Raw genomic sequence first — 20,540 nt, forward strand, 5'->3', positions numbered from 1 at the left:
GCATCGGTATACTTCATCGCTACATCTCGATATAGCGATATAACAACCCTCCGCCGCCATGACCCTGACCCAGCTGCGCTACCTCGTCGCGATCGCCGATTCCGGCCTGAACATCACCCAGGCTGCCGAACGCGTGCACGCCACCCAGCCGGGCCTGTCCAAGCAGCTCAAGCAGCTGGAGGACGAACTCGGCTTCCAGCTGTTCACCCGCAAGGGCCGCAGCCTGGAGAGCATCGCCCCGGCCGGCGTGCGGGTGATCGAGCACGCGCGCAAGGTGCTGGCGGAAGTGGCCAATATCCGCAGCTACGCGGCCAACGAGCGCGGCGAGTACAGCGGCCGCCTGCTGCTGGCGACGACGCACACCCAGGCGCGCTACGTGCTGCCGCCGGCGATCGCCGCGATCAAGCGCGAATTCCCCCAGGTCAGCGTGGACCTGCTGGCGGCCGGCGATTCGGACGTGCTCGGCAAGCTCGACCAGGCCGACCTGGCCCTGATCAGCACCGCCGGCAGCGTGCCGCAGGGCGGCGTGGCGGTGCCGCTGTTCCGCTGGCGGCGCGTGCTGCTGGTGCAAAACGGGCATCCGCTGGCCGGCCTGCAACGCGCGCCGACCCTGGTCGAATTGGCCCACCATGCGCTGATCAGCTACGAGAGTTCGACCCGCACCGATTCCTCGCTGCAGCGTGCGTTCGCCGGCGCCGGCGTGACCCCGCAGATCGCGATGACCGCGCGCGACGCCAACCTGATCAAGACCTATGTGCGCGCCGGGCTGGGTGCGGGGCTGCTGGCGGAAATGGCGATCGGCGGCCGCGAGGACGCCGACCTGCGCATCCTCGCCGCACCCGCGGAAATCCCCGAATGCATCACCTGGGCGGTGATTCCGCGCGGCCGCGTCTTGCGCGACTACGCGCTCAGCCTGCTGCACTGGCTTGCCCCGCAGCTCGATCGCCGCGACCTGCGCCGGGTGCTGGAAGGCAACCAGGATCCGAACTGGCCGCCGCCGCCGGGCTGGGACGAACTGACCCAGTCGATCGCGGTATGAGGCGGGTCGCGGCTCAGGCCGCGACGCTGTCCGGCAGGTCGAAATGCAGCCCGCATTCGCGGGTCAGGCCGAAGAAACGCGTCTTGCCCACGTCGCCATCGAGCAGCGGCGCGGTGGTGTGCACGTCGCCGACCGAGACATAGCCCTGCCGCGACAGCGGATGCTCCGGCAGGTCGTGCTGCAGCGCGTAGGACGCGATGTCGAGGTCGTCCCAGTCGGCGATCGGGTGCAGCTTCCAGCGGCCGTCGCGCAGTTCCAGGAAATCGATGTTGGCGCGGCTCGGCGACTGCGAACGCCGCAGCCCGGCGAACCAGCTGCGCACGCCGAGTTCCTTCAGCGCACGCTGCATCGGTTCCACCTTGCGCAGCTGGTTGTAGCGCTGCAGGCCGTCGCTGCCGTTTTCCCACAGCTTGCCGAAGCGCGCCTCCATCCAGGCGACGCCGATCTGCGGGCGGTACACCGCGAGGTTCAGGCCGAAGCGCTGGGTAAGTTCGTCGGCGTAGCGATAGGTCTCGGGGAACAGGTAGCCGGTATCGACCAGGATCACCGGGAGGTCCGGCTTCGCCTGGGTCAGCAGGTGCAGCGACACCGCCGACTGCACGCCGAAACTGGTGGACAGCGCATGCGGCCCGGCCAGGCTGTCGAACGCCCACGCCACGCGCTCCTGCGCGGACAAGCGTCCCAGCCAGCGATTCAGCGCGGACAGCGCCTGCGGCGATTCGGCGGCGGTGATGGGGTCGGGCGGGCTCATGGGATCACCTCGATGGCGATGCCGTTGTTCGGCGTTGCGGGGGGCGTGATGATGCTAGCGGCGACCAGGTAATCGCCGAAATGCTGGTTGGTCATGCGTTCATTCGCATAGCGCGCGAACAGCGCGTCGAGCTCGGACAGGATCGCGGCCTCGTCGATGTTCTCGCGGTGCAGCGCGTTCAGGCGCTGGCCGCGATGGTCGGCGCCGAGCATCAGGTTGTAGCGGCCCGGCGCCTTGCCGACCAGGGCGATCTCGCCGAGGTAGGGCCGCGAGCAGCCGTTCGGACAGCCGCTGATCCGCAGGTGGATCTGCGCATCGCGCAGGCCGTGCTTGTCGAGCAGGACTTCGGCCTTGTCGAGCAGCTCGGGCAGGTAGCGTTCGGCCTCGGCCATCGCCAGGCCGCAGGTCGGCAGCGCCACGCAGGCCAGCGCGTTGAGGCGCAGGCCGCTGGCGCGCGCATGCGCATCCAGCGCGTACTCGCGCACCAGCGCGTCGATGCGTTCGCGCTGGCCGGCGGGCACGCCGGCGATCACCAGGTTCTGGTTCGGGGTCAGGCGGAATTCGCCCTGGTGGATGCCGGCGATCTCGCGCAGGCCGCTGAGGTGCCGCACCTCGCCGTTGTCGACGATGCGCCCGGCCGGGATGCGCAGGGTCAGGTGCCAGCGGCCGTCGTGGCCCTCGCGCCAGCCGAAGCGGTCGCCGTTGTGGTCGAAGGAAAACGGCCGCGCCGGCCCCAGGGGAAAGCCGGCGCGCCGTTCCACTTCGTCCTTGAACCAGTCGATGCCGCGGTCGTCGATGGTGTACTTCAGCCGCGCGCGCTTGCGCACCGCGCGGTTGCCGAAATCGCGCTGCGCGGTGATCACCGCGATCGCCACGTCTTGCAGCTGGTCGGGTGCGATGAAACCGATCACGTTGGCGAGGCGCGGGTAGGTCTCCGGATCGCCATGGGTCGCGCCCATGCCGCCGCCGACGCTCACGTTGTAGCCGACCAGCTGTCCGTCCTCGACGATGGCGATGAAACCGAGGTCGTTGGCGAACACGTCGGCATCGTTGCTCGGCGGCACCGCGAACGCGATCTTGAACTTGCGCGGCAGGTAGGTCTCGCCGTAGACCGGTTCTGTTTCCTCGCCGCTGCCGGCGACCTTCTCTTCGTCCAGCCAGATCTCGTAATAGGCGCGGGTGTTCGGCAGCAGGCGTTCGCTCAACGCGGCGGCCTGCGCGTGCACGGTCGCGTGCAGCGGCGACAGCTGCGGGTTGGCGGCCACCACCACGTTGCGGTTGACGTCGCCGCAGGCGGCGAGGGTGTCGATCAGCGCGGCGTTGATCGCCTGCATGGTCGGCTTCAGCCGGGTCTTGATCACCCCGTGGAACTGGAACGCCTGGCGGGTGGTGATGCGCAGGCCGCGCTCGGCGTAGGTGGTGGCGATGGCATCCAGCTTCAGCCACTGATCGGGCGTGACCACGCCACCCGGGGTGCGGGTGCGGATCATGAAGCTGTAGTCGGGTTCCAGCTTCTGCCGGCGACGCTCGTCGCGGATGTCGCGGTCGTCCTGCTGGTAGCTGCCGTGGTACTTGATCAGGGTCTGGTCGTCTTCGGCCAGTGCGCCGGTGACCGGGTTGGCCAGCGATTCCAGCAGGGTCCCGCGCAGGCGCGCGCTCTGCTGCTTGATGCTTTCGACGGAATGCGCGCTCATCAGTACACGTCCCTGGCGTAGCGGCCCTGCGCCTGCAGCGCAGAGACATAGTCGGCGGCGGCCTCGGCATCCACGCCGCGTTCGCGTGCGACTACGTCCAGCAGCGCGGCATGCACGTCCTTGCCCATCGCCAGCGCGCCGCAGACATAGACATGCGCGCCGTTCTCGAGCCAGGCGTAGAGCTCGCGGCCGTGTTCGCGCAGGCGCTGCTGCACGTAGACCTTCTCCGCCTGGTCGCGCGAGAACGCGAGGTCGAGGCGATGCAGGCTGCCGTCTTTCAAGGCCTGCTGCCACTCGGTCTGGTAGAGGAATTCGCTGCGCGCATGCGAGTTGCCGAACAGCAGCCAGTTGCGGCCGCTCCCGCCGGTTTCGCGACGTTCCTGCACGAAGCCGCGGAACGGCGCCACGCCGGTGCCGGGGCCGATCATCACGATGTCGCGCGAGGCGTCGGCGGGCAGGCGGAAGCGTTCGTTGGCTTCGATGAAGACATCGGCGCGCGCGCCTTCCCGCGGCTGGCGAGGAAGTGCGAGGCCGCGCCCCAGCGCAGGCCGTGGCCGTTGTCGTATTCGACGTGGGCGAGGGTGAGGTGCGCTTCCTCGCCGACCGCCTTGCGGCTGGAGGCGATGGAATACAGGCGCGGCTGCAGCGGGCGCAAGGCGGCGATGAAATCCTCCGCGGTCCAGGCTGCGGGAGTCGTGCGCAACAGGTCGATCAGCTGCGATTCGCCGAGCAGCTTGGCCAGTTGCGCCGCGTTCTCCGGCGCCAGCATGCGGTTGAGCGCGGCGTCGCCGGCCTGCGCCGCATGGCTGGCGATGAACGGGCGCGAGAGGCGGGTGATCTCGCGCTTGCCGGCCAGCCACTCGCGCAGCGGCAGTTCGCTGCCGGCATGCGCGACCCGGGCATCGCCATCGAACTCCAGCGCCGCCAGCAGCGCGTCGACCAGCGCAGGCGGGTTGCGCGGCCACACGCCCAGCGCGTCGCCCGGCTCGTAGTGCAGGCCGGAACCTTCGAGGGATAGCTCGATGTGGCGGATGTCGCGCGCGCTGCCGCGGCCGGTGATGCGCTGGTTGGCCAGCAGCTCGGCGGCGAACGGGCGTTCGCGCGCGTGCGCCTGCGGTACCGCGTGCGGGCGCAGGGGAACCACCGTCGCCAGCGGCGCGGCCGGCTTGAGCAGCTCCTGCGCGGCTTCGGCGACCGTCGCGATCCATGGCGCGGACACCGCCTCGACGTCGAGATCGGCATTGGCCACCTCGGCGATGCGGCTCGCACCGAGCCCGGCCAGGCGCGCATCCAGGCGCTGGCCGACCGCGCAGAACTGCGGGTAACTGGAATCGCCCAGGGCGAGCACCGCGTACTTCAGCTGCGGCAGTTGCGGCGCGCGCTTGCCGGACAGGAAGTCGACGAAGCCCAGCGCGTCGTCCGGCGGATCCCCGTCGCCCTGGGTGCTGATCGCGATGTACAGCAGGCGCTCGTCTTTCAGCTCGCGCAGCGGATAGGCATCTGCGCGCAGCAGGCGCGCGGGCAGGCCGGCGGCTTCGAGCCTGGCGTGCAGGGCTTCCGCGGCGCGGCGGGCGTTGCCGGTCTGGCTGCCGTACAGGATGGTGGCCGGAGTGACCGCGGCGTTGGCGGCGGGCGGGTGCGCAGGCAGCTCGAGCGAACGCGCGAGCCCGGCCAGGTAGCCGGAGGCCCACAGCAGGCCGGGCGCATCCGTGCCGGCGGCGAACTGCGCGAGCAGGGCGCTGCGTTCGCTGGACAGGGGCGTGGACAGGGCAAGGGCGGCGGAGGACATGGCGATGCAGTGGGGGAACCTGCATGCAGGCTAGGCCTGCGCCCGCGCGCGGAGAAAGGAGGGCTGGTTATGCGCTTATGCAGCCTGCCGGAACGAAGACGCCCCGCACGGGGCGGGGCGTCGGATGCCGCGGGAAGGGATCAGGCCTTCTTCTTGCGCAGGGCTTCGTAGACGAACAGGAAGACGATCGCGCAGACGATCGAAACGACGAAGCCGAGCATGCCGCCGGCGATCCCGATCATCGGGCCCAGCCAGCTGCCCGCATAGGCGCCGGCGATGCCGAGCAGGATCGTCAGGATCCATCCCATCGGGTCTGCACCCGGCTTGATGAGTCGGGCGAGTGCGCCGATCACGGCGCCGATCAGGATCGTGTACAGGATGCCGCCCATGCTGCTTTCCTCCGGAGATCGGTGGTTGATGGAGACTGCCGGGCCATCCTAGCAGTCCCGCATCGGGCGTCGCGTTGCGCTGCAGCAGCCCGCTTCGACCGGCCGGATCAGCAGCAGCCGTGCTCGCCGTGCTGCTCGCCGCCGGCCACCGCCGCCACCCCCGCGGTCTCGCCGCGCCGGCTGGCCGCCTGGTGTTCGGCGATCACCCGCGCCACGCAGGCGGTGACGCCCTTGCCCATCGGGATGTGCAGGAACTCGTTGGGGCCGTGCGCATTGGAATGCGGGCCGAGCACGCCGGTGATCATGAACTGCGCGCCCGGGAACTTCTCGCCGAGCATGCCCATGAACGGGATGGTGCCGCCTTCGCCCATGTACATCGCCGGCTTGCCGAAGAACTCCCGGCTGGCGGCGTCGATGGCGTTTTCCAGCCACGGCGCCAGCGCCGGCGCGTTCCAGCCGGTGCTCGCTTTCTCCAGGTGCAGGCTGACCTGGGCGCCGTTCGGCGGATCGCGCAGCAGGATGTCCTGCAGCAGTTCGCCGCCGCGCTTGCCGTCCAGAGTCGGCGGCAGGCGCAGGCTGAGCTTGAGCGAGGTGAACGGGCGCAACACGTTGCCGGCCGAGGCCAGCGGCGGGATGCCGTCGACGCCGGTGATCGACAGCGCCGGCCGCCAGGTGCGGTTGAGCACCAGTTCGGTCAGATCCGGGTTCATCGGGGTCATGCCGGGCAGGAACGGGAACTTGTCGTAGACCTCGTCGCCGAGGACGTCGGCGACCTTCGCGGCTTGCGCCAGGCGTTCGGCGGGGATCTCGACGTGCAGGCCGTCGACCAGCACCTTGCCGGTCTTCTCGTCCTCGATGCGCGACAGCAGCTGGCGGATGATCCGGAAACTCGAGGGCACGATGCCGGAGGCATCGCCCGAGTGCACGCCTTCCTCCAGCACCTTGACCGTCAGGTTGCCGCCGGCCAGGCCGCGCAGCGAGGTGGTGCACCACAGCTGGTCGTAGTTGCCGCAACCGGAGTCGAGGCAGACCACCAGCGAGGGCCGGCCGATGCGATCCGCGAGATGGTCGACATAGGCGGGCAGGTCGTAGCTGCCGGATTCCTCGCAGGCCTCGATCAGCACCACGCAGCGCGCATGCGCCGCGCCCTGCGCCTGCAGCGCCATGATCGCGGTCAGCGAACCGAAGATCGCATAGCCGTCGTCGGCGCCGCCGCGGCCGTACAGGCGGTCGCCTTCCAGCACCGGCAGCCACGGGCCCTTGCCTTCGTCCCAGCCGGTCATCTCCGGCTGCTTGTCCAGGTGGCCGTACAGCAACACGCAGTCGTCATTGCTGCCGCCGTTGGCGGCCGGGATGTCGAGGAAGATCAGCGGCGTGCGGCCTTCCAGGCGCACCACCTCCAGCTGCATGCCGGGCACGTCCTGCGCCTTGGCCCAGGCCTCCATCAGCGCCACCGCGCGATCCATGTGGCCGTTCTTCACCCAGTCGGCATCGAACATCGGCGACTTGTTGGGGATGCGGATGTACTCGACCAGCTGGGGGACGATCTCGCTGTCCCACTTGGCATCGACGAAGGTCTTGATCTTGCTGGCATCCATCGGGGTACGGCCTTGCCTTGCTGCGGAAAGCGCAATTCTACCGCCCGTCGGCGGTAGGGGGTTTCCTACCCGTGGCCGGGTCGAACCGGGAGGCGTCCATGCGGGCGATGCCGATACGGGCGGGCAGGCCGCATCGGCAACCTGTGTTCACCGGATCGCAGCCAGCGGTCGCGGATTCGAAACAGCCAACCGAAACCACCCAGGAGCCTGCCATGAACACCTTCAAGACCCTGTTCTCCTCGCTGATCCTCTCGCTGGCGCTGGCCGGCGCCGCCATCGCCGGCGAGACCGTCAACATCAACACCGCCGACGCCGCCACCATCGACCGCGTGCTGGTCAACGTCGGCCCGGCCAAGGCCGATGCGATCGTCGCCTACCGCAAGGCCAACGGCGCCTTCCGCAGCGCCGAGCAGCTGGCGATGGTCAAGGGCATCGGCCTGAAGACGGTCGAGAAGAACCGCGACCGCATCGCCCTGGGCGCTGCCCGCCCGGCGCCGAAGGCGGTTGCCGCCGCGGCCGCCAGGCCGATGCCGAAGCAGGTCGCACGCCGCTGATCGGCAGCCGGCACGGCGATACACTGCGGCGATGAATGGATCATCGCCGCAGTCGTCTTCGATATTGCGCGCCAGCGGCTATGCGCGCATGCGCTGGAAGAACGGCGCCGGCTGGACCTCGGAGATCCTCAAGGTCCACGGCAGCGACGAGCGCGACACCAACGACTGGGACTGGCGGCTGTCGGTCGCCGAGATCGAAACCGACGCGCCGTTCTCCGCCTTCCCGGGGGTGGACCGCGAACTGGTCCTGCTCAGCGGCAACGGCCTGCGCCTGCGCTTCGACGACGGCGAAACCCATGAGCTGCTGCCGCCGCACGACAGGCTGCGCTTCGCCGGCGAACGTGCCGCCTTCGGCGAACTGGTCGATGGCCCGACCCGCGATTTCAACCTGATGTGGAAGCGCGACGTGGTCGACGCGCAGCTCTGGCACCGGCCATTGGTGGGCACGATGGTGCTGTTCGTCGAACCCGGCGAGACCTGGGCCATCCACTCGCTCGCCGGGCAGGCGCGCTTCGCCGACGATTCGGCGCTGGGCGAGGTCAACCGCGGCGATACCGCGGTGCTGGTCGCCGGCGACGCGCGCCAGCGCTATGTGCTGGATGGCGGTGGCGAAGTGCTGTTGATCCGGATCGCGCCGCGCTGACTAGGCCATCGCCGGCAGGAACACCGCCAGCCACACCACCAGGCCGACCGCCAGCACGCTGACGAAGACTTCCTTCACCCCGCGCCCGCGCGCCCACATCCACAAACCCGAGATCCCCAGCAGCAGCATGCCGATGGCGAAGCTGTCGGCCAGCAGGATCCATGCCCAGCCGCCGCCCACGCCCTTGTGCAGGCGGTTCAGGCCGGCCAGCGGCGTCTGCCGGTTCTTCTTCAGTTCCGCAGTGTCGCTGCCCGGGACGTATTCGAGCGCCCATGAGCTGCGCGCCGTGCCGCCGGACAGGTTCCATTTCGGCGCGGGGCCGCCGGTCTTGTCGCTGCCTGCACGGTTGCCGCCCTGGTCGCCGCCGCGACGCTGGCCGGCCTGCCCACTCTTGCCGCGCTCGCCGCCCGGTGCGCCCTTGCGGATCGTCTGCGCATCCAGGCCCTGGGTGTCGCGCAACCACAGCGACAAGGCCTCGGCCGAGGTGCGCGCGGTCGCCGGAACGGCGAGTTCGACCCGTGCCACTTCGTTGCTGTCGCCCTGCGGCCAGGCGTCGTCGCCGAAGCGGTGGTTGAGGACCAGTCCGGTGAACCCGTAGACGACGGTGGCCAATGCGCCCCAGGCACCGATCCACAGGTGGATCTGGCGCATCCAGCGGTAGCTGACGTTGCGGAAACGGTGCGGGCGGTGCGTGCTCGGGCTCATGCGAAGGGGTCGTGTGCGAATGGCAGGGCAGGGGTCGTGTAGCGAAGGCTGGCGATGGCGTCAGGCGTGGGCCCGGCGCCGCGACAGCGACTCGATGCTGGTCACGCGAAAGCCGAAGCCGGCCGCGATGCGGCCGGCTTCGGTCGATGCGGCTCAGTAGCGGTAGTTGATGCTAACCCACGCGCTGCGCGGCGCGCCCGGGCTGATGTTGTTGTTGCTGTTCGCGCTGGCGAAATAGCGCTTGTCGCCCAGGTTCTCGATGTTGAGCTGCACTTGCAGGGCCGGGTTCAGGGTCCAGTAGACGGCGGCGTCGAAGCGGGTGAACGCAGGCAGGGCCACGGCATTGTCCACGCTGGCGAAGATCGCGCCGCGATGGATGATGCCCAGGCCCACGCCGACGGTCGGGTTGAAATCGTAGCGGTTCCACAGCGAGGCGGTGTTCTTCGGCAGCTGGGCCAGGCGGTTGCCGGCGATCGCGGTGGCCGATTGCGTGGTGGTGATTTCGCCGGTCTGCCAGGCATAGCCGCCCATCAGCTGCCAGGCATCGGTGATGCGGCCGGCGATGCCGAGCTCCACGCCCTTCGCGGTCTGGCCGTCGACCAGGATCATGCGGGTGGCATCCGCCGGATCGGTGACCGCCACGTTGCCGCGATCCAGCTTGTACACGGCGATGCTGGCCTGCAGCTCCGGGCGGATGTCCCACTTCGCGCCGATCTCGCGGTTGCGGAAGGTTTCCGGATCCAGCGCGGCATTGCTGGCGCTCAGCGAGGCGAGCTGGTCGCCGGCGCGCGGCTGGTAGGCCTTGCTGTAGCTGGCGTACAGCGAGACGTTGTCGACCGGCTTGAACACCAGCCCGGCGCGCGGCGAAACCAGGCCATCGTCGCTGCGGAAGTCCGCACCGGTGCGGTTGTTGTGCAGGTCCACGCGGAAATCGTCGTAGCGAAGGCCCAGGATCGCCTGCCACTGCCGGGACAGTTCGATCTGGTCCTGCAGGTAGAGCGCCGCGACCTTCGCCACGCCGTGGTTGCTTGCATCGGTGGCGCTGGGGCGGAACTCGACCGGCGTGGTGCTGGTCGGATTCGCCAATGGCACGTTGACGCTGGTCGCGGTGCTGCCGGTTGCGCCGAAATAACCGGTCATGCGCAGGTTGTCGGTTTCCTGGCGACCGAACTCGGCGCCGGCCAGCACGGTGTGCGGCATGCCGCCTGCCGTCGTCTTCCACACCAGGTCGGTCTGGTTGAACAGGTTCTTGCGCTGGGTGGCGTTGTTGTAGGCGGAAATCGCCACCGTCTGCGCGCTGGCGTTGACCGCGCCCGGGAACACGTTCTGGTAGGACTTGTCGTAATCGGCATAGCGCAGGTGGTTGCGCAGGCTCAGGCCGTTGCCGAAATCGTGGTCGATGACCGCAGCGAACGCATCCACGGTCGCTTCCACCGGGCTCTGCTTCGCGTTGCCGAAGAACGTGGACGGATCGACGTCGAGCGGGCGTCCGCCCAGCGAGGGCACGCCGCGATCGGCCACGCGCTCGTCGTGGAAACGCTCGTACGACAGGTTCAGGCGGGTATTGGCCCCAAGGTCGGTGCCGAAGCTCGGATTGATGCCGTAACGCTTCAGCGCGAAGCCGTCGCGGAAACTTTCGGAGTCTTCATAGAGGGCGTTGATGCGGAAGCCGGCATTGTTGCCGCCATCGCCGATGCCTGCGCCGAAGTCCAGGGTGCCGCGCTTGCGATTGCCCGAGCCGAACTGCACGGCGCCGCTGCGGTGGCTGCCGCCATCGGCCTGGCGGGTGACGCGGTTGATCACGCCGCCGGTGCCGCCGCGGCCGAAGATCATCGCGTTCGGGCCCTTCAACGCCTCGACGCGCTCCACGTTGTAGGTGTCGCGGATGTACTGCACGTCGTCGCGCACGCCATCGACGAAGAAATCGCCGGTGGTGCTGTTGCCGCGCAGCACCGGGGTATCGCGGTTGCCTTCGCCCTGGGCGATGCCGACGCCGGGCATGTAGCGCAGGGTGTCGGTCAGGCCGGTCATCGCCTGGTCGGCGATCAGCTTGTCGGTGACCACGGTGACCGCTTGCGGCACGTCCAGCAGCGGGGTGTCGGTCTTGGTCGCGCTGCGGGTCTTGCGCGCGCTGTAGTCGGGCAGGTAGCGCTGGCCGATCACGGTGACGCCGTCCAGGGTCTTGGCCTGCTCGTTCGCCGCATCGTTGCCATCGGCGGCAAACGCGGGCACGGACAGCGCCATCAACAATGCAATGGCCAGCGGCGATTGCGCCAGGGCGCATGGAGCATGGGGGGTAGAGCGCATCAGATCCTCATCGGCATGACATGCGGCGCTAGGGGCCGCTTCGGGTTGCCATGTTAATGAGAATTATTCGCAATCGCAATCAATTCCTGAAAGAGAATCAATCGCGGTCGTCGCGGGTCCAGATGCCGGCGTCGTCGACCCTGACCGGGAATTTCGCCACCGGTTCGTAGGCGGGCGCACATAGGGCGCGGCCGTCGTGCACGTCGAAGCGGGCGCCATGCAGCACGCATTCGATGCTGCCGGTCGCCGGGTCGAACGCCCCCGCCGACAGCTCGAAATCCTCGTGCGAGCAACGATCCTCGAGCGCGTAGAACGCGCCGTCGTGGTTGAACACCGCGATCGCGGTATCGCCGTCCCAGGCGGTGGTCATCTCGCCGGGCAGCAGTTGCGAGGTCGCGCAGACGAACACCCAGTCACCCATGGCGCAGGTCCTTTTCCAGAATCTCGAAGCGCAGGTCGTCGCGGGTGGGCAGGCCGAAGCGCGCGTCGCCGTACGGGAACGGCTTGGTGATGCCGGTGCGGCGGTAGCCGCGGCGCTCGTAGAACGCGATCAGCTCGTCGCGGATGTCGATCACGGTCATCCGCATCGCCGGCAGCCGCCATTCGTCGCGGGCGATCCGCTCGCATTCGGCCAGCACGTGCTTGCCGATGCCGCCGCCCTGCAGGTCGGGCTTGACCGAGAACATGCCGAAGTAACCGGCGCCGTCCTCCTCCGCCACGTGCGCGCAGGCGAGCAATTGGCCGTCGCGTTCGGCCAGCACGATGCGGCTGCGCGCGCGTTCCAGGCAGGCGACCACGTCGTCCGCGCCAGTGCGTCGGCCGCCGAGGAAATCGGCTTCGGTGGTCCAGCCCTGCCGGCTGACATCGCCGCGGTAGGCGGATTCGACCAGGGCGACGATGGGGTCGATGTCGGCCGCGGTCGCGGCCCGGAAGCTGGGCTGGGTCATGGAAGCATGTAGCGCAGGTAGGGCCAGGCCATCAGGGCCAGCAGCAAGACCAACAACGGGATGGCGACCCACAGGATGAATTTCACCGACGCGCCGGCACGGCCCTGCAGGGCTTCGGCGCGGTCGTTGATGCGTTCGATGCGCTCGAGCTGGCGCTGGTACATCGCGATGTGTTCGCGCTGCAGCGCCAGCGCCTCGCGCTGGTTGTCGCGGATCTCGCGCAACAACTCGGTCGTGCCGGATTCGTCGCTCATGTCGCCCCCTTCGCGGGCTAGCCTAGCAGGCGCCGCACCTTGCGCAACGCCGCCACGAACGCATCGACCTCGTCGTGCGTGTTGTAGAACGCGAACGAGGCGCGGCAGGTCGCCGGCACGCCGTAGAACTGCATCAGCGGATGCGCGCAGTGGTGGCCGGAACGCACCGCCACGCCCTCCAGGTCGAGCAGGGTGGCGAGGTCGTGCGCATGCGCGCCATCGACCAGGAAGCTGATCACCGCGGCTTTCTCCGGTGCGGTGCCGATGATGCGCAGGCCGTCGATCTTCAGCAGTTGCTCGGTGGCATGCGTCAGCAGCGCGTGTTCGCGCGCGGCGATGTCCTGCATGCCCAGCGACGACAGGAAATCGACCGCGGCGCCCAGGCCGATGTGGCCGGCGATGTTCGGGGTGCCGGCCTCGAAGCGATGCGGCGGGTCATTGAACACGGTGCCGTCGAAGCGCACTTCCTTGATCATCTCGCCGCCGCCGAGGAACGGCGGCATCGCCTCGAGGTGTTCGCGGCGCGCCCACAGCGCGCCGGTGCCGGTCGGCCCGCACATCTTGTGGCCGGTGATGGCGTAGAAATCGCAGCCCAGCGAGGGGATGTCTAGTGGCATGTGCGGCGCGGCCTGCGAGCCGTCGACCACGGTGACGATGCCGCGCTTGCGCGCCTCGCGGCAGATCGCGGCGATCGGATTGATCGTGCCCAGCACGTTGCTGACGTGGGTGATGCCGAGGAGTTTCACCTCCGGCGTCATCGCCGCATGCAGCGCATCCAGGTCGAGGGTGCCGTCCTGGTGGAGTTCGGCGACCTTGATCGTCGCGCCGGTGCGCTGCGCGACCAGCTGCCACGGCACGATGTTGGCGTGGTGCTCCATCCGCGACAGCAGGATCGCATCGCCGGGCTTGAGGCGCGGCAATGCCCAGGAATACGCGACCAGGTTGATCGCGAAGGTGGTGCCGCTGCACAGCACCAGCTCGTCGCTGCGCACGCCGAGGAACGCGGCGAGTGTCCGTCGCGCGCCTTCGTAGGCCTCGGTGGCCTCGCTGCCGAGCGTGTGCACCGCGCGGCTGACGTTGGCGTTGTGGCGGCGGAAGAAATCGTCGACGGTCTCGATGACCGCCGCCGGCTTCTGGCTGGTATTGGCCGAATCCAGGTAGACCAGCGGCTTGCCGTTGACCTCGCGTGCCAGTAGCGGGAAATCGGCGCGCACCGCGTTCCAGTCGATGGCGTTGGTGGCAGGAGCGTTCATGCGCCCAGCCTCGCCAGCGCGCGTTCCAGCGCGGCGTCGCACAGCGTGCGGGTCGCGTCGTCGTCGATGCCGGCGACGATCTCGCGGCAGAACGCGCCGGTCAGCAGCGCGCGCGCATCGGCCTCCGGCAGCCCGCGCGAGCGCAGGTAGAACAATGCGGTCGCATCGAGCTGGCCGACGGTGGCGCCGTGCGCGGCCTGCACTTCGTCGGCGTGGATTTCCAGCACCGGCTGGGTGTCGATCTCGGCGTCGCGCGACAGCAACAGGTTCTTGTTCGACAGCGACGCGGCGGTGCCGTCCGCGCCCTGGCGGATCAGGATGCCGCCGTGGAACACCGCCTTGCCGCGCTGGCCGGCCAGGCCGCGCCAGTTCAATGCACAGGCGCTATCGCGGGCGATGTGGTCGATGCCGAGGCGGGTGTCGACGTGGCGGCGGCCTTCGGCCAGCAGCACGCCGTCGGCCTGCAGCATCGCGCGCTCGCCTTCCAGGCGCACGTTGAGTTCGTGGCGCGACAAGCCGGCGCCGAGTTCGAGGTCGATGCGCTGGTAGACGGCCTCGCGCGCCAGCACGGCGTCGGTGCGCGCGAATGCGGTGGCGCGCGCGGACTCGTCCTGCAGGCGCAGGTGCTGCAGGCGCGCACCCGCGGCCACGTGCACGTGGACGATCGCGTTGCCGAGGTGCGCGTGCTCGCCGGCGGCGAGGTGGTGCTCGACCACGGTCGCTTCGGCGCCGCGGCGCAGCTCGATGAAATGGCGCAGGTGCCAGGCCTGGTCGCTGGCGGCGGGCGCGCCGACGAACACCAGGTGCAGCGGCGCGGCCAGGCGCGCGTTCTCCGCCAGCCGCAGCACCGCGCCGTCGCCGGCCAGCGCGGCGTTGAGCCGCGCGAACACTTCGTCGGCGTGGCCGTAGCGGCGCTGCATGAAGTTGGCGGCGCGCGGATCGGGGTCGGCCAATGCCTGCGGCAGGGTCTGCAGGGTCGCGCTGTCCGGCAACGCGGACAGGTCGCTCAGCGCGGCATCGAAGCGCCCGTTGACGAACACCATGCGCGGCGCCGGGATCGCCGCCAGCAGGCCGGCATCGACCGATGCCGGTTCGGCGGCGGCGAAGCTGCGGCGCTCCAGCGCGCGCAGCGGCGTGTACTTCCAGCGTTCCGTGCGCGGGCCGGGCAAGCCGTCGCGCAGCGCCTCGTCCAGCGCGGCGCGGCGTGCGGCATCGCCCTCGAAACCGGCCGCCAGCGAATCGAGCAGGGCGCTCATGCTCAGGCCGCCGCTTCGGGCGCGACCCGATCCTTCAGCCAGGCATAGCCGTGCGCTTCCAGCTCCAGCGCCAGCGCCGGGCCGCCGCTCTGCACGATGCGGCCATCGGCCAGCACATGCACGAAATCCGGCTGGATGTAGTCGAGCAGGCGCTGGTAGTGGGTGATGACCAGGAAGCTGCGGCCGGCGTCGCGCAGCGCGTTGACGCCGTCGGCGACCGCCTTGAGTGCGTCGATGTCGAGGCCGCTGTCGGTCTCGTCGAGGATCGCCAGCTTCGGTTCCAGCAGGGCGAGCTGGAAGATCTCGTTGCGCTTCTTCTCGCCGCCGGAAAAGCCTTCGTTGACGCCGCGATGGAGCAGCTCGTCCTTCAGGTGCAGCACGGCCAGCTTCTCGCGCACCTTCTTCAGGAACTGCATCGAATCCAGTTCCGGTTCGCCGCGCGCCTTGCGCTGCGCATTGAGCGCCGCGCGCAGGAAATAGGTGTTGTTCACGCCGGGGATTTCGACCGGGTACTGAAAGGCAAGAAATACGCCGGCGGCGGCGCGTTCCTCAGGCTCCAATTCCAGCAGCGGCTTGCCTTCGAATTCGACCGAGCCTTCGGTGACCTCGTAGCCCTCGCGGCCGGCCAGGATATTGCCCAGCGTGGACTTGCCGGCGCCGTTCGGACCCATGATGGCGTGCACTTCGCCGGGCTTCACGTCGAGCGAGAGTCCCTTGAGGATCTGCTTGCCGGCGACGCGGGCATGGAGGTTGTCGATCTTCAGCATTGTTGCGGTTTCCATGAGGCGGGGCCGTCAGCCGACGGATCCTTCGAGCGAGACATCCAGCAGTTTCTTGGCTTCCACCGCGAACTCCATCGGCAGTTCGCGGAACACCGACTTGCAGAAGCCGTCGACGATCATCGATACCGCGTCTTCCTCGCCGATGCCGCGCGAACGGCAATAGAACAGCTGGTCGTCGCTGATCTTCGATGTCGTCGCTTCGTGCTCGACGGTGGCGCTGGGATTCTTCACTTCGATGTAGGGGAAGGTGTGCGCGCCGCACTGCTTGCCGATCAGCAGCGAATCGCATTGGGTGTGGTTGCGCGCGCCGTCCGCGCCCGCCGCCACCTTCACCAGCCCGCGGTAGCTGTTCTGGCCGCGGCCGGCGCTGATGCCCTTGCTCACGATCTTCGACTTGGTGCGCTTGCCGACGTGGATCATCTTGGTGCCGGTGTCGGCCTGCTGGCGGTGGTGGGTCAGCGCCACGCTATGGAACTCGCCGACGCTGTCGTCGCCGAGCAGCACGCAGCTCGGGTATTTCCAGGTGATCGCCGAACCGGTTTCCACCTGCGTCCAGGTGACCTTGCTGCGCGCGCCGCGGCATTCGGCGCGCTTGGTCACGAAGTTGTAGATGCCGCCGATGCCGTTCTCGTCGCCCGGGTACCAGTTCTGCACGGTCGAGTACTTGATCTCGGCATCGTCCAGCGCGACCAGTTCCACCACCGCCGCGTGCAGCTGGTTCTCGTCGCGCATCGGTGCGGTGCAGCCTTCGAGGTAACTCACGTAGGCCGATTCCTCGCACACGATCAGGGTGCGTTCGAACTGGCCGGTATGGCCGGCATTGATGCGGAAGTAGGTGCTCAGTTCCATCGGGCAACGCACGCCCTTGGGGATGAACACGAAGCTGCCGTCGGAGAACACCGCCGAGTTCAGCGCGGCGAAATAGTTGTCGCCGGTCGGCACCACGCTGCCGAGGTACTTCTGCACGAGATCCGGGTATTCGCGGATGGCTTCGCTCATCGAGCAGAAGATCACGCCCTTGTCGGCCAGTTCCTTGCGGTAGGTGGTGCCCACGCTGACCGAATCGAACACCGCGTCGACCGCCACGCCGGCCAGCTTCGCCCGTTCGTGCAACGGCACGCCGAGTTTGTCGTAGGTGTCCAGCAGTTCCTGCGGCACCTCGTCCAGCGACTTGTACTTGGCCTTCGGCGCGGAGTAGTACGACAGCGCCTGCAGGTCGATCGGGCCAATCTTGAGCTTCGCCCAGTCGGGCATCGGCATGGTCAGGAAGTGCCGGTAGGCGGCCAGCCGCCAGTCGGTCATCCATTCCGGCTCGTCCTTCTTCGCCGACAGCGCGCGGATGATGTCTTCGGACAGACCGGGCGGCAGCGAATCGGCTTCGATGTCGGTGATGAAGCCGGCTTCGTACTTGCGGCCGAGCTGGGCGTGGATCTGCGCGTTCTGTTGTTCGCTCATCGCTGCGTCCTCATGCGTTCGCCAGCTGCACGGGAATGCCCTTGCGCGCGGTGCGCGGCGCCGGGCCCAGCATCTGCGCCAGCGACACGCCGCGCAGGGCATCGGCGACCACGTCGTTGATCCGCCGCCAGTTGGCGCGCACGCCGCAGGAGCTCTCGATGCCGCACTGGCCTGCGTGCAGGCTGCACTCGGTCATGCCGAGCGGGCCTTCCATCGCTTCCACGATCTCGACCAGCGAGATCTCGGCGGCGTCGCGCGCCAGCCGGTAACCGCCGTTGGCGCCGCGGAAGCCGTCCACCAGCCCGGCCTGGGCCAGCGGCTTGAGCACCTTGGCCACGGTGGGCGCTTCCAGCCCGGCGCGCTCGGCCAGTTCGCTGGCGCTGAGCACGGCGGCGGGATCGCTGGCCAGCACGGTCAGCACCACGCTGGCGTAATCCGTGAGTTTGGTGACCCGGAGCATGGCTTACGATGGCTGGCCGTGAAAACGTACCGGAATTGTACGATTTAACCCGCGCCGGGCCAAGCGGGCCATGGCGCCTAGTTCAGCAAGCGGTCGATCCAGTCCGACACGGCGCCTGTGTAGGCCGATGGCTCGCCGAGTCGCTGGTTGATCTCGCCATGGCTGAGATCCTCGGGCAGCACCTGCATCGGCACGCCCAGGCCGGCGGCCCTGGCCTTCAGCGCATCGCCCCGCGGGCAGGAATCGCGGCGCTGGCTGGAGCAGACGATCAGCATCGGCAGGCCGTCGCGGCCGAGTTGCTGGTAGGGCGACGCGGCGCGCCAGAACGCCGGATCGCTGCCGAAGGCATCGTCGTAGAGCCGCGGGTGGCGGGGCTTGGCCATGAGCGCGGGCACGTCCATCGCTGCACTGTCCAATGCCACCACGCCCAGCGGACGGGTCGCGCCGGCCTGCGCCAGCAGCGCGGGCGACGCGCCGAGCAGCGCCACCAGGTGCGCGCCGGCGGAGTGTCCCATCAGCACCAGCCGTTGCGGGTCGGCCCGCCATTGCCGTGCGCGCTTCTGCATCGAGGCGACCGCCGCCGCCACGTCGCGCGCCTGTTGCAGCGGATCGGCTTGCGGCAGCAGGCGGTTGTTGGCGGAGACGAATACATAGCCCTTGCTCAGCCAATGTGCGGCCTTGTGTTCGACCACGTTGGCATAGGCCTTGTCGCCACGCCGCCAGCCGCCGCCATGGACCATGAACAGGATCGGCGCATTGGGCTTCGCGTGCGCCGGCAGGTAGACGTCGTAGCGCTGCGCGGGGTCCGCGCCGTAGGCGATGTCGCGCTCGACGCGGGTGCCGGCGGGGAGCGCCGCGGATGCCTTGGCTTCGCGGCGCTGCTCGATCAGCTGGCGCAGGCGTTGCTGCGCGCCGGCGCCGGGCATCGCGACCAGGGCTGCAAGGGACAACAACAGGAGGGTGAGCAGTGGCGTCTTGCGCATGTCGGTCGTGTCGTCGTCTGCGGTGGTATCGCAGGCAACGCGGGCATGCGCACCGCGGTTGACGCCGCCGACGTGATGGTTGTCATCGCCGATGGCTGACGATGGCCAATGGTTCAGGAAGCTGCGCCGCGGACAATGCGCCATGTCCGATCCGGACGGTGGAGAACGCCATGCACACGCAGACCAAGCCGCATTCCGCCTTCAACGACAGCTTGCAGGCCAGCCTGGGGCAACTGGTCGAACGCGCCACCGCCGCGGGGCCGGGCGCCGAGCGTTCGCGCCTCGTGCGCTGGCTGCTGGTCGCGTTGGCGGTGTTCGCCCTGTGGCGTTTCGCGCGCGGCCTGAAGAAGCTGTTCTGGGCGATGTTCGGCATCGCCATGGCGTTCTGGTGGAGCGGCGGCGCGCTCTGGTTCTACTCGCGCTGAAGCGCGCGGGCTTGCCGTCAGCCGGCCTCGGGAGCGGCCGCTGCCGCCGGCTGCGGCATCGGCGGCAACACCATCTGCATGTACGGCAGCGGCGGGGCCTTGCCCGGCGGCAGGTAGTCCGGCGCCTTGGCGCCGCCCGCGCCCAGCGAGCGGATGAAGCGGTAGATCGCGCGGCGGTCGTCCTCGCACATCGCGCGCAGGGCGAAGTCCGGCATGAGCGGGCGGGTGTGCAGTGCGCCGGTGTATTTCAGCCAGCCGGCTTCGTCCATTTCCGCGGCCTTGATGCGCAGGTTGGCCGCGTAGGTGGTGCCCCAGGGGCCGTTGAAGCCGAGCGGCGAACCGACCAGCCATTCCTGCTTCGGCACGTTGCCGCCGCGCTCGCCGTAGGCCGGGGTGTGGCAATCGTTGCAGCCGGCGATGCGCACCAGGTAGTCGCCGCGGGCGAGCAGTTCGGCATCGGAGGGCCCCGCCACCGGCGCCTGCGCGCTGGTTTCGATGGCATCGGGTGCCGAGCATGCGGCAAGGCCGAGGATGGCCAGGGACAGGCAGGCGGATCGCATCATGGTCGGTCCATCCTCATTCGCAGGCGGGGTTCGCGCTGGGTACAGGAACGCGGCCACCCACCGGCAGCGGCCATGGCGGTGACGCACGGTACGCGCCTGCGCCACAATGGCGGCTCCCCATGCTGGCTTGCCCGATGCCGAAGAAGATCGTCACCCGCCGTTCCGCCATCCACGGCAACGGCATGTTCGCCGCCGCCCAGATCAGGAAAGGCGAGCGCCTGATCGAATACAAGGGGCAGCGGCGCACCCACGAGGACGTGGACGCCGGCGACAGCGGCGACGTCGATTCCGGCCACACCTTCCTGTTCACCCTCAACGACCAGTGGGTGATCGACGCCAACTTCGAGGGCAACGACGCGCGCTGGATCAACCACAGCTGCGATCCGAACTGCGAGGCGATCCTCGACGAAAACGAAGCCGACCCGAAGCGCTCGCGGGTGTTCATCGAGGCGATCCGCGCGATCAAGCCGGGCGAGGAACTGACCTACGACTACGGCATCACCCTGGCGGAGCGCCATACCCCGCGGTTGAAGAAGATCTGGGCCTGCCGCTGCGGCTCGAAAAAGTGCACCGGGACGATGCTGAAGCCGAAGCGGTAACGCGGATCCGGCATCGCGCCGGACACCAGGGGCGGGCCGGATGCCGCATCCCTGCCGAAGGTTTACATGACTTGTGCCAGTCGGTAACGGTTAA

Annotated in this window: 21 protein-coding genes and 1 pseudogene; 5 read left to right on the forward strand and 17 right to left on the reverse strand. The window is 68.9% G+C overall.

Annotation, left to right across the window (positions count from 1 at the left end; genetic code table 11):
• Positions 1–58 precede the first annotated feature (58 nt).
• The gene (locus tag FHQ07_RS11900; RefSeq protein ID WP_139717012.1) at positions 59–1,039 is read left to right on the forward strand and encodes a LysR family transcriptional regulator; all 981 of its coding nucleotides are present in this window, start codon (positions 59–61) and stop codon (positions 1,037–1,039) included.
• A 13-nt stretch (positions 1,040–1,052) separates the two neighbouring features.
• Here FHQ07_RS11900 and FHQ07_RS11905 read toward each other — a convergent pair whose 3' ends face one another.
• From FHQ07_RS11905 to FHQ07_RS11925, 5 genes and pseudogenes are all read right to left on the reverse strand, one after another.
• The gene (locus FHQ07_RS11905) at positions 1,053–1,790 is read right to left on the reverse strand and encodes a phosphoadenylyl-sulfate reductase (protein WP_139717013.1); all 738 of its coding nucleotides are present in this window, start codon (positions 1,788–1,790) and stop codon (positions 1,053–1,055) included.
• Positions 1,787–3,484 (reverse strand): assimilatory sulfite reductase (NADPH) hemoprotein subunit, encoded by a 1,698-nt coding sequence (gene cysI, locus FHQ07_RS11910; RefSeq protein ID WP_139717014.1) that lies wholly within the window; start codon positions 3,482–3,484, stop codon positions 1,787–1,789. Before cysI ends, FHQ07_RS11905 begins: the two co-directional genes overlap by 4 nt.
• A pseudogene (locus tag FHQ07_RS11915) lies at positions 3,484–5,273 on the reverse strand (assimilatory sulfite reductase (NADPH) flavoprotein subunit). The gene cysI and the pseudogene FHQ07_RS11915 overlap by 1 nt, the downstream one beginning before the upstream one ends.
• Positions 5,274–5,413: 140 nt before the next feature.
• Positions 5,414–5,662, reverse strand: coding sequence for a GlsB/YeaQ/YmgE family stress response membrane protein (locus FHQ07_RS11920; protein ID WP_139717015.1), 249 nt, complete (start codon positions 5,660–5,662; stop codon positions 5,414–5,416).
• Positions 5,663–5,769: 107 nt separating this feature from the next.
• Positions 5,770–7,260, reverse strand: a complete 1,491-nt coding sequence (locus FHQ07_RS11925; protein WP_139717016.1) for a M20 family metallopeptidase — start codon at positions 7,258–7,260, stop codon at positions 5,770–5,772.
• Between the two features lie 212 nt (positions 7,261–7,472).
• Here FHQ07_RS11925 and FHQ07_RS11930 point away from each other — a divergent pair, with 212 nt between their 5' ends.
• Together FHQ07_RS11930 and FHQ07_RS11935 are read left to right on the forward strand one after the other, a co-directional pair.
• Positions 7,473–7,814, forward strand: a complete 342-nt coding sequence (locus FHQ07_RS11930; RefSeq protein WP_139717017.1) for a ComEA family DNA-binding protein — start codon at positions 7,473–7,475, stop codon at positions 7,812–7,814.
• A 31-nt stretch (positions 7,815–7,845) separates the two neighbouring features.
• Positions 7,846–8,457, forward strand: a complete 612-nt coding sequence (locus FHQ07_RS11935; RefSeq protein ID WP_139717018.1) for a HutD/Ves family protein — start codon at positions 7,846–7,848, stop codon at positions 8,455–8,457.
• Here the strand turns inward: FHQ07_RS11935 and FHQ07_RS11940 are convergent, their stop codons facing one another.
• The 11 genes from FHQ07_RS11940 to FHQ07_RS11990 all read right to left on the reverse strand — a co-directional run bounded on the left by FHQ07_RS11940 (position 8,458) and on the right by FHQ07_RS11990 (position 18,859).
• Positions 8,458–9,162 (reverse strand): PepSY-associated TM helix domain-containing protein, encoded by a 705-nt coding sequence (locus tag FHQ07_RS11940; protein ID WP_139717019.1) that lies wholly within the window; start codon positions 9,160–9,162, stop codon positions 8,458–8,460.
• Between the two features lie 153 nt (positions 9,163–9,315).
• Positions 9,316–11,469 (reverse strand): TonB-dependent receptor, encoded by a 2,154-nt coding sequence (locus tag FHQ07_RS11945; protein ID WP_139717020.1) that lies wholly within the window; start codon positions 11,467–11,469, stop codon positions 9,316–9,318.
• Positions 11,470–11,566: 97 nt separating this feature from the next.
• Complete coding sequence (locus FHQ07_RS11950) at positions 11,567–11,890, reverse strand: Rieske (2Fe-2S) protein (protein ID WP_139717021.1); 324 nt, start codon at positions 11,888–11,890, stop codon at positions 11,567–11,569.
• Positions 11,883–12,416: a GNAT family N-acetyltransferase gene (locus FHQ07_RS11955; protein ID WP_139717022.1), complete on the reverse strand. Its 534-nt coding sequence runs from the start codon at positions 12,414–12,416 to the stop codon at positions 11,883–11,885. The genes FHQ07_RS11950 and FHQ07_RS11955 overlap by 8 nt, the downstream gene beginning before the upstream one ends.
• Positions 12,413–12,670 (reverse strand): hypothetical protein, encoded by a 258-nt coding sequence (locus FHQ07_RS11960; protein WP_139717023.1) that lies wholly within the window; start codon positions 12,668–12,670, stop codon positions 12,413–12,415. Before FHQ07_RS11960 ends, FHQ07_RS11955 begins: the two co-directional genes overlap by 4 nt.
• A gap of 17 nt (positions 12,671–12,687) precedes the next feature.
• A complete protein-coding gene (locus FHQ07_RS11965) occupies positions 12,688–13,923 on the reverse strand; it encodes a cysteine desulfurase (RefSeq protein ID WP_139717024.1) in 1,236 nt (411 codons plus the stop codon).
• Complete coding sequence (gene sufD / locus FHQ07_RS11970) at positions 13,920–15,179, reverse strand: Fe-S cluster assembly protein SufD (RefSeq protein ID WP_139717025.1); 1,260 nt, start codon at positions 15,177–15,179, stop codon at positions 13,920–13,922. Before sufD ends, FHQ07_RS11965 begins: the two co-directional genes overlap by 4 nt.
• A gap of 2 nt (positions 15,180–15,181) precedes the next feature.
• Complete coding sequence (gene sufC / locus FHQ07_RS11975) at positions 15,182–15,946, reverse strand: Fe-S cluster assembly ATPase SufC (protein WP_139718056.1); 765 nt, start codon at positions 15,944–15,946, stop codon at positions 15,182–15,184.
• Between the two features lie 27 nt (positions 15,947–15,973).
• Complete coding sequence (gene sufB / locus FHQ07_RS11980; RefSeq protein WP_139717026.1) at positions 15,974–17,416, reverse strand: Fe-S cluster assembly protein SufB; 1,443 nt, start codon at positions 17,414–17,416, stop codon at positions 15,974–15,976.
• A gap of 10 nt (positions 17,417–17,426) precedes the next feature.
• Positions 17,427–17,876, reverse strand: coding sequence for an SUF system Fe-S cluster assembly regulator (locus FHQ07_RS11985; protein WP_139717027.1), 450 nt, complete (start codon positions 17,874–17,876; stop codon positions 17,427–17,429).
• Positions 17,877–17,953: 77 nt separating this feature from the next.
• Entirely contained in the window at positions 17,954–18,859 is a 906-nt protein-coding gene (locus FHQ07_RS11990; protein ID WP_139717028.1) for an alpha/beta hydrolase, read from the reverse strand.
• 170 nt (positions 18,860–19,029) lie between these two features.
• Here FHQ07_RS11990 and FHQ07_RS11995 point away from each other — a divergent pair, with 170 nt between their 5' ends.
• A complete protein-coding gene (locus FHQ07_RS11995; protein ID WP_139717029.1) occupies positions 19,030–19,284 on the forward strand; it encodes a hypothetical protein in 255 nt (84 codons plus the stop codon).
• A gap of 17 nt (positions 19,285–19,301) precedes the next feature.
• Here FHQ07_RS11995 and FHQ07_RS12000 read toward each other — a convergent pair whose 3' ends face one another.
• On the reverse strand, positions 19,302–19,847 hold the full coding sequence (locus tag FHQ07_RS12000; protein WP_206202321.1) for a cytochrome C: 546 nt from the start codon (positions 19,845–19,847) through the stop codon (positions 19,302–19,304).
• Between the two features lie 134 nt (positions 19,848–19,981).
• Between FHQ07_RS12000 and FHQ07_RS12005 the strand changes: the two genes are divergently transcribed.
• Positions 19,982–20,446: an SET domain-containing protein gene (locus FHQ07_RS12005; RefSeq protein ID WP_139718060.1), complete on the forward strand. Its 465-nt coding sequence runs from the start codon at positions 19,982–19,984 to the stop codon at positions 20,444–20,446.
• Positions 20,447–20,540: the final 94 nt, after the last annotated feature.

Source organism: Thermomonas aquatica, assembly GCF_006337105.1.
Classification (GTDB): Bacteria; Pseudomonadota; Gammaproteobacteria; order Xanthomonadales; family Xanthomonadaceae; genus Thermomonas; species Thermomonas aquatica.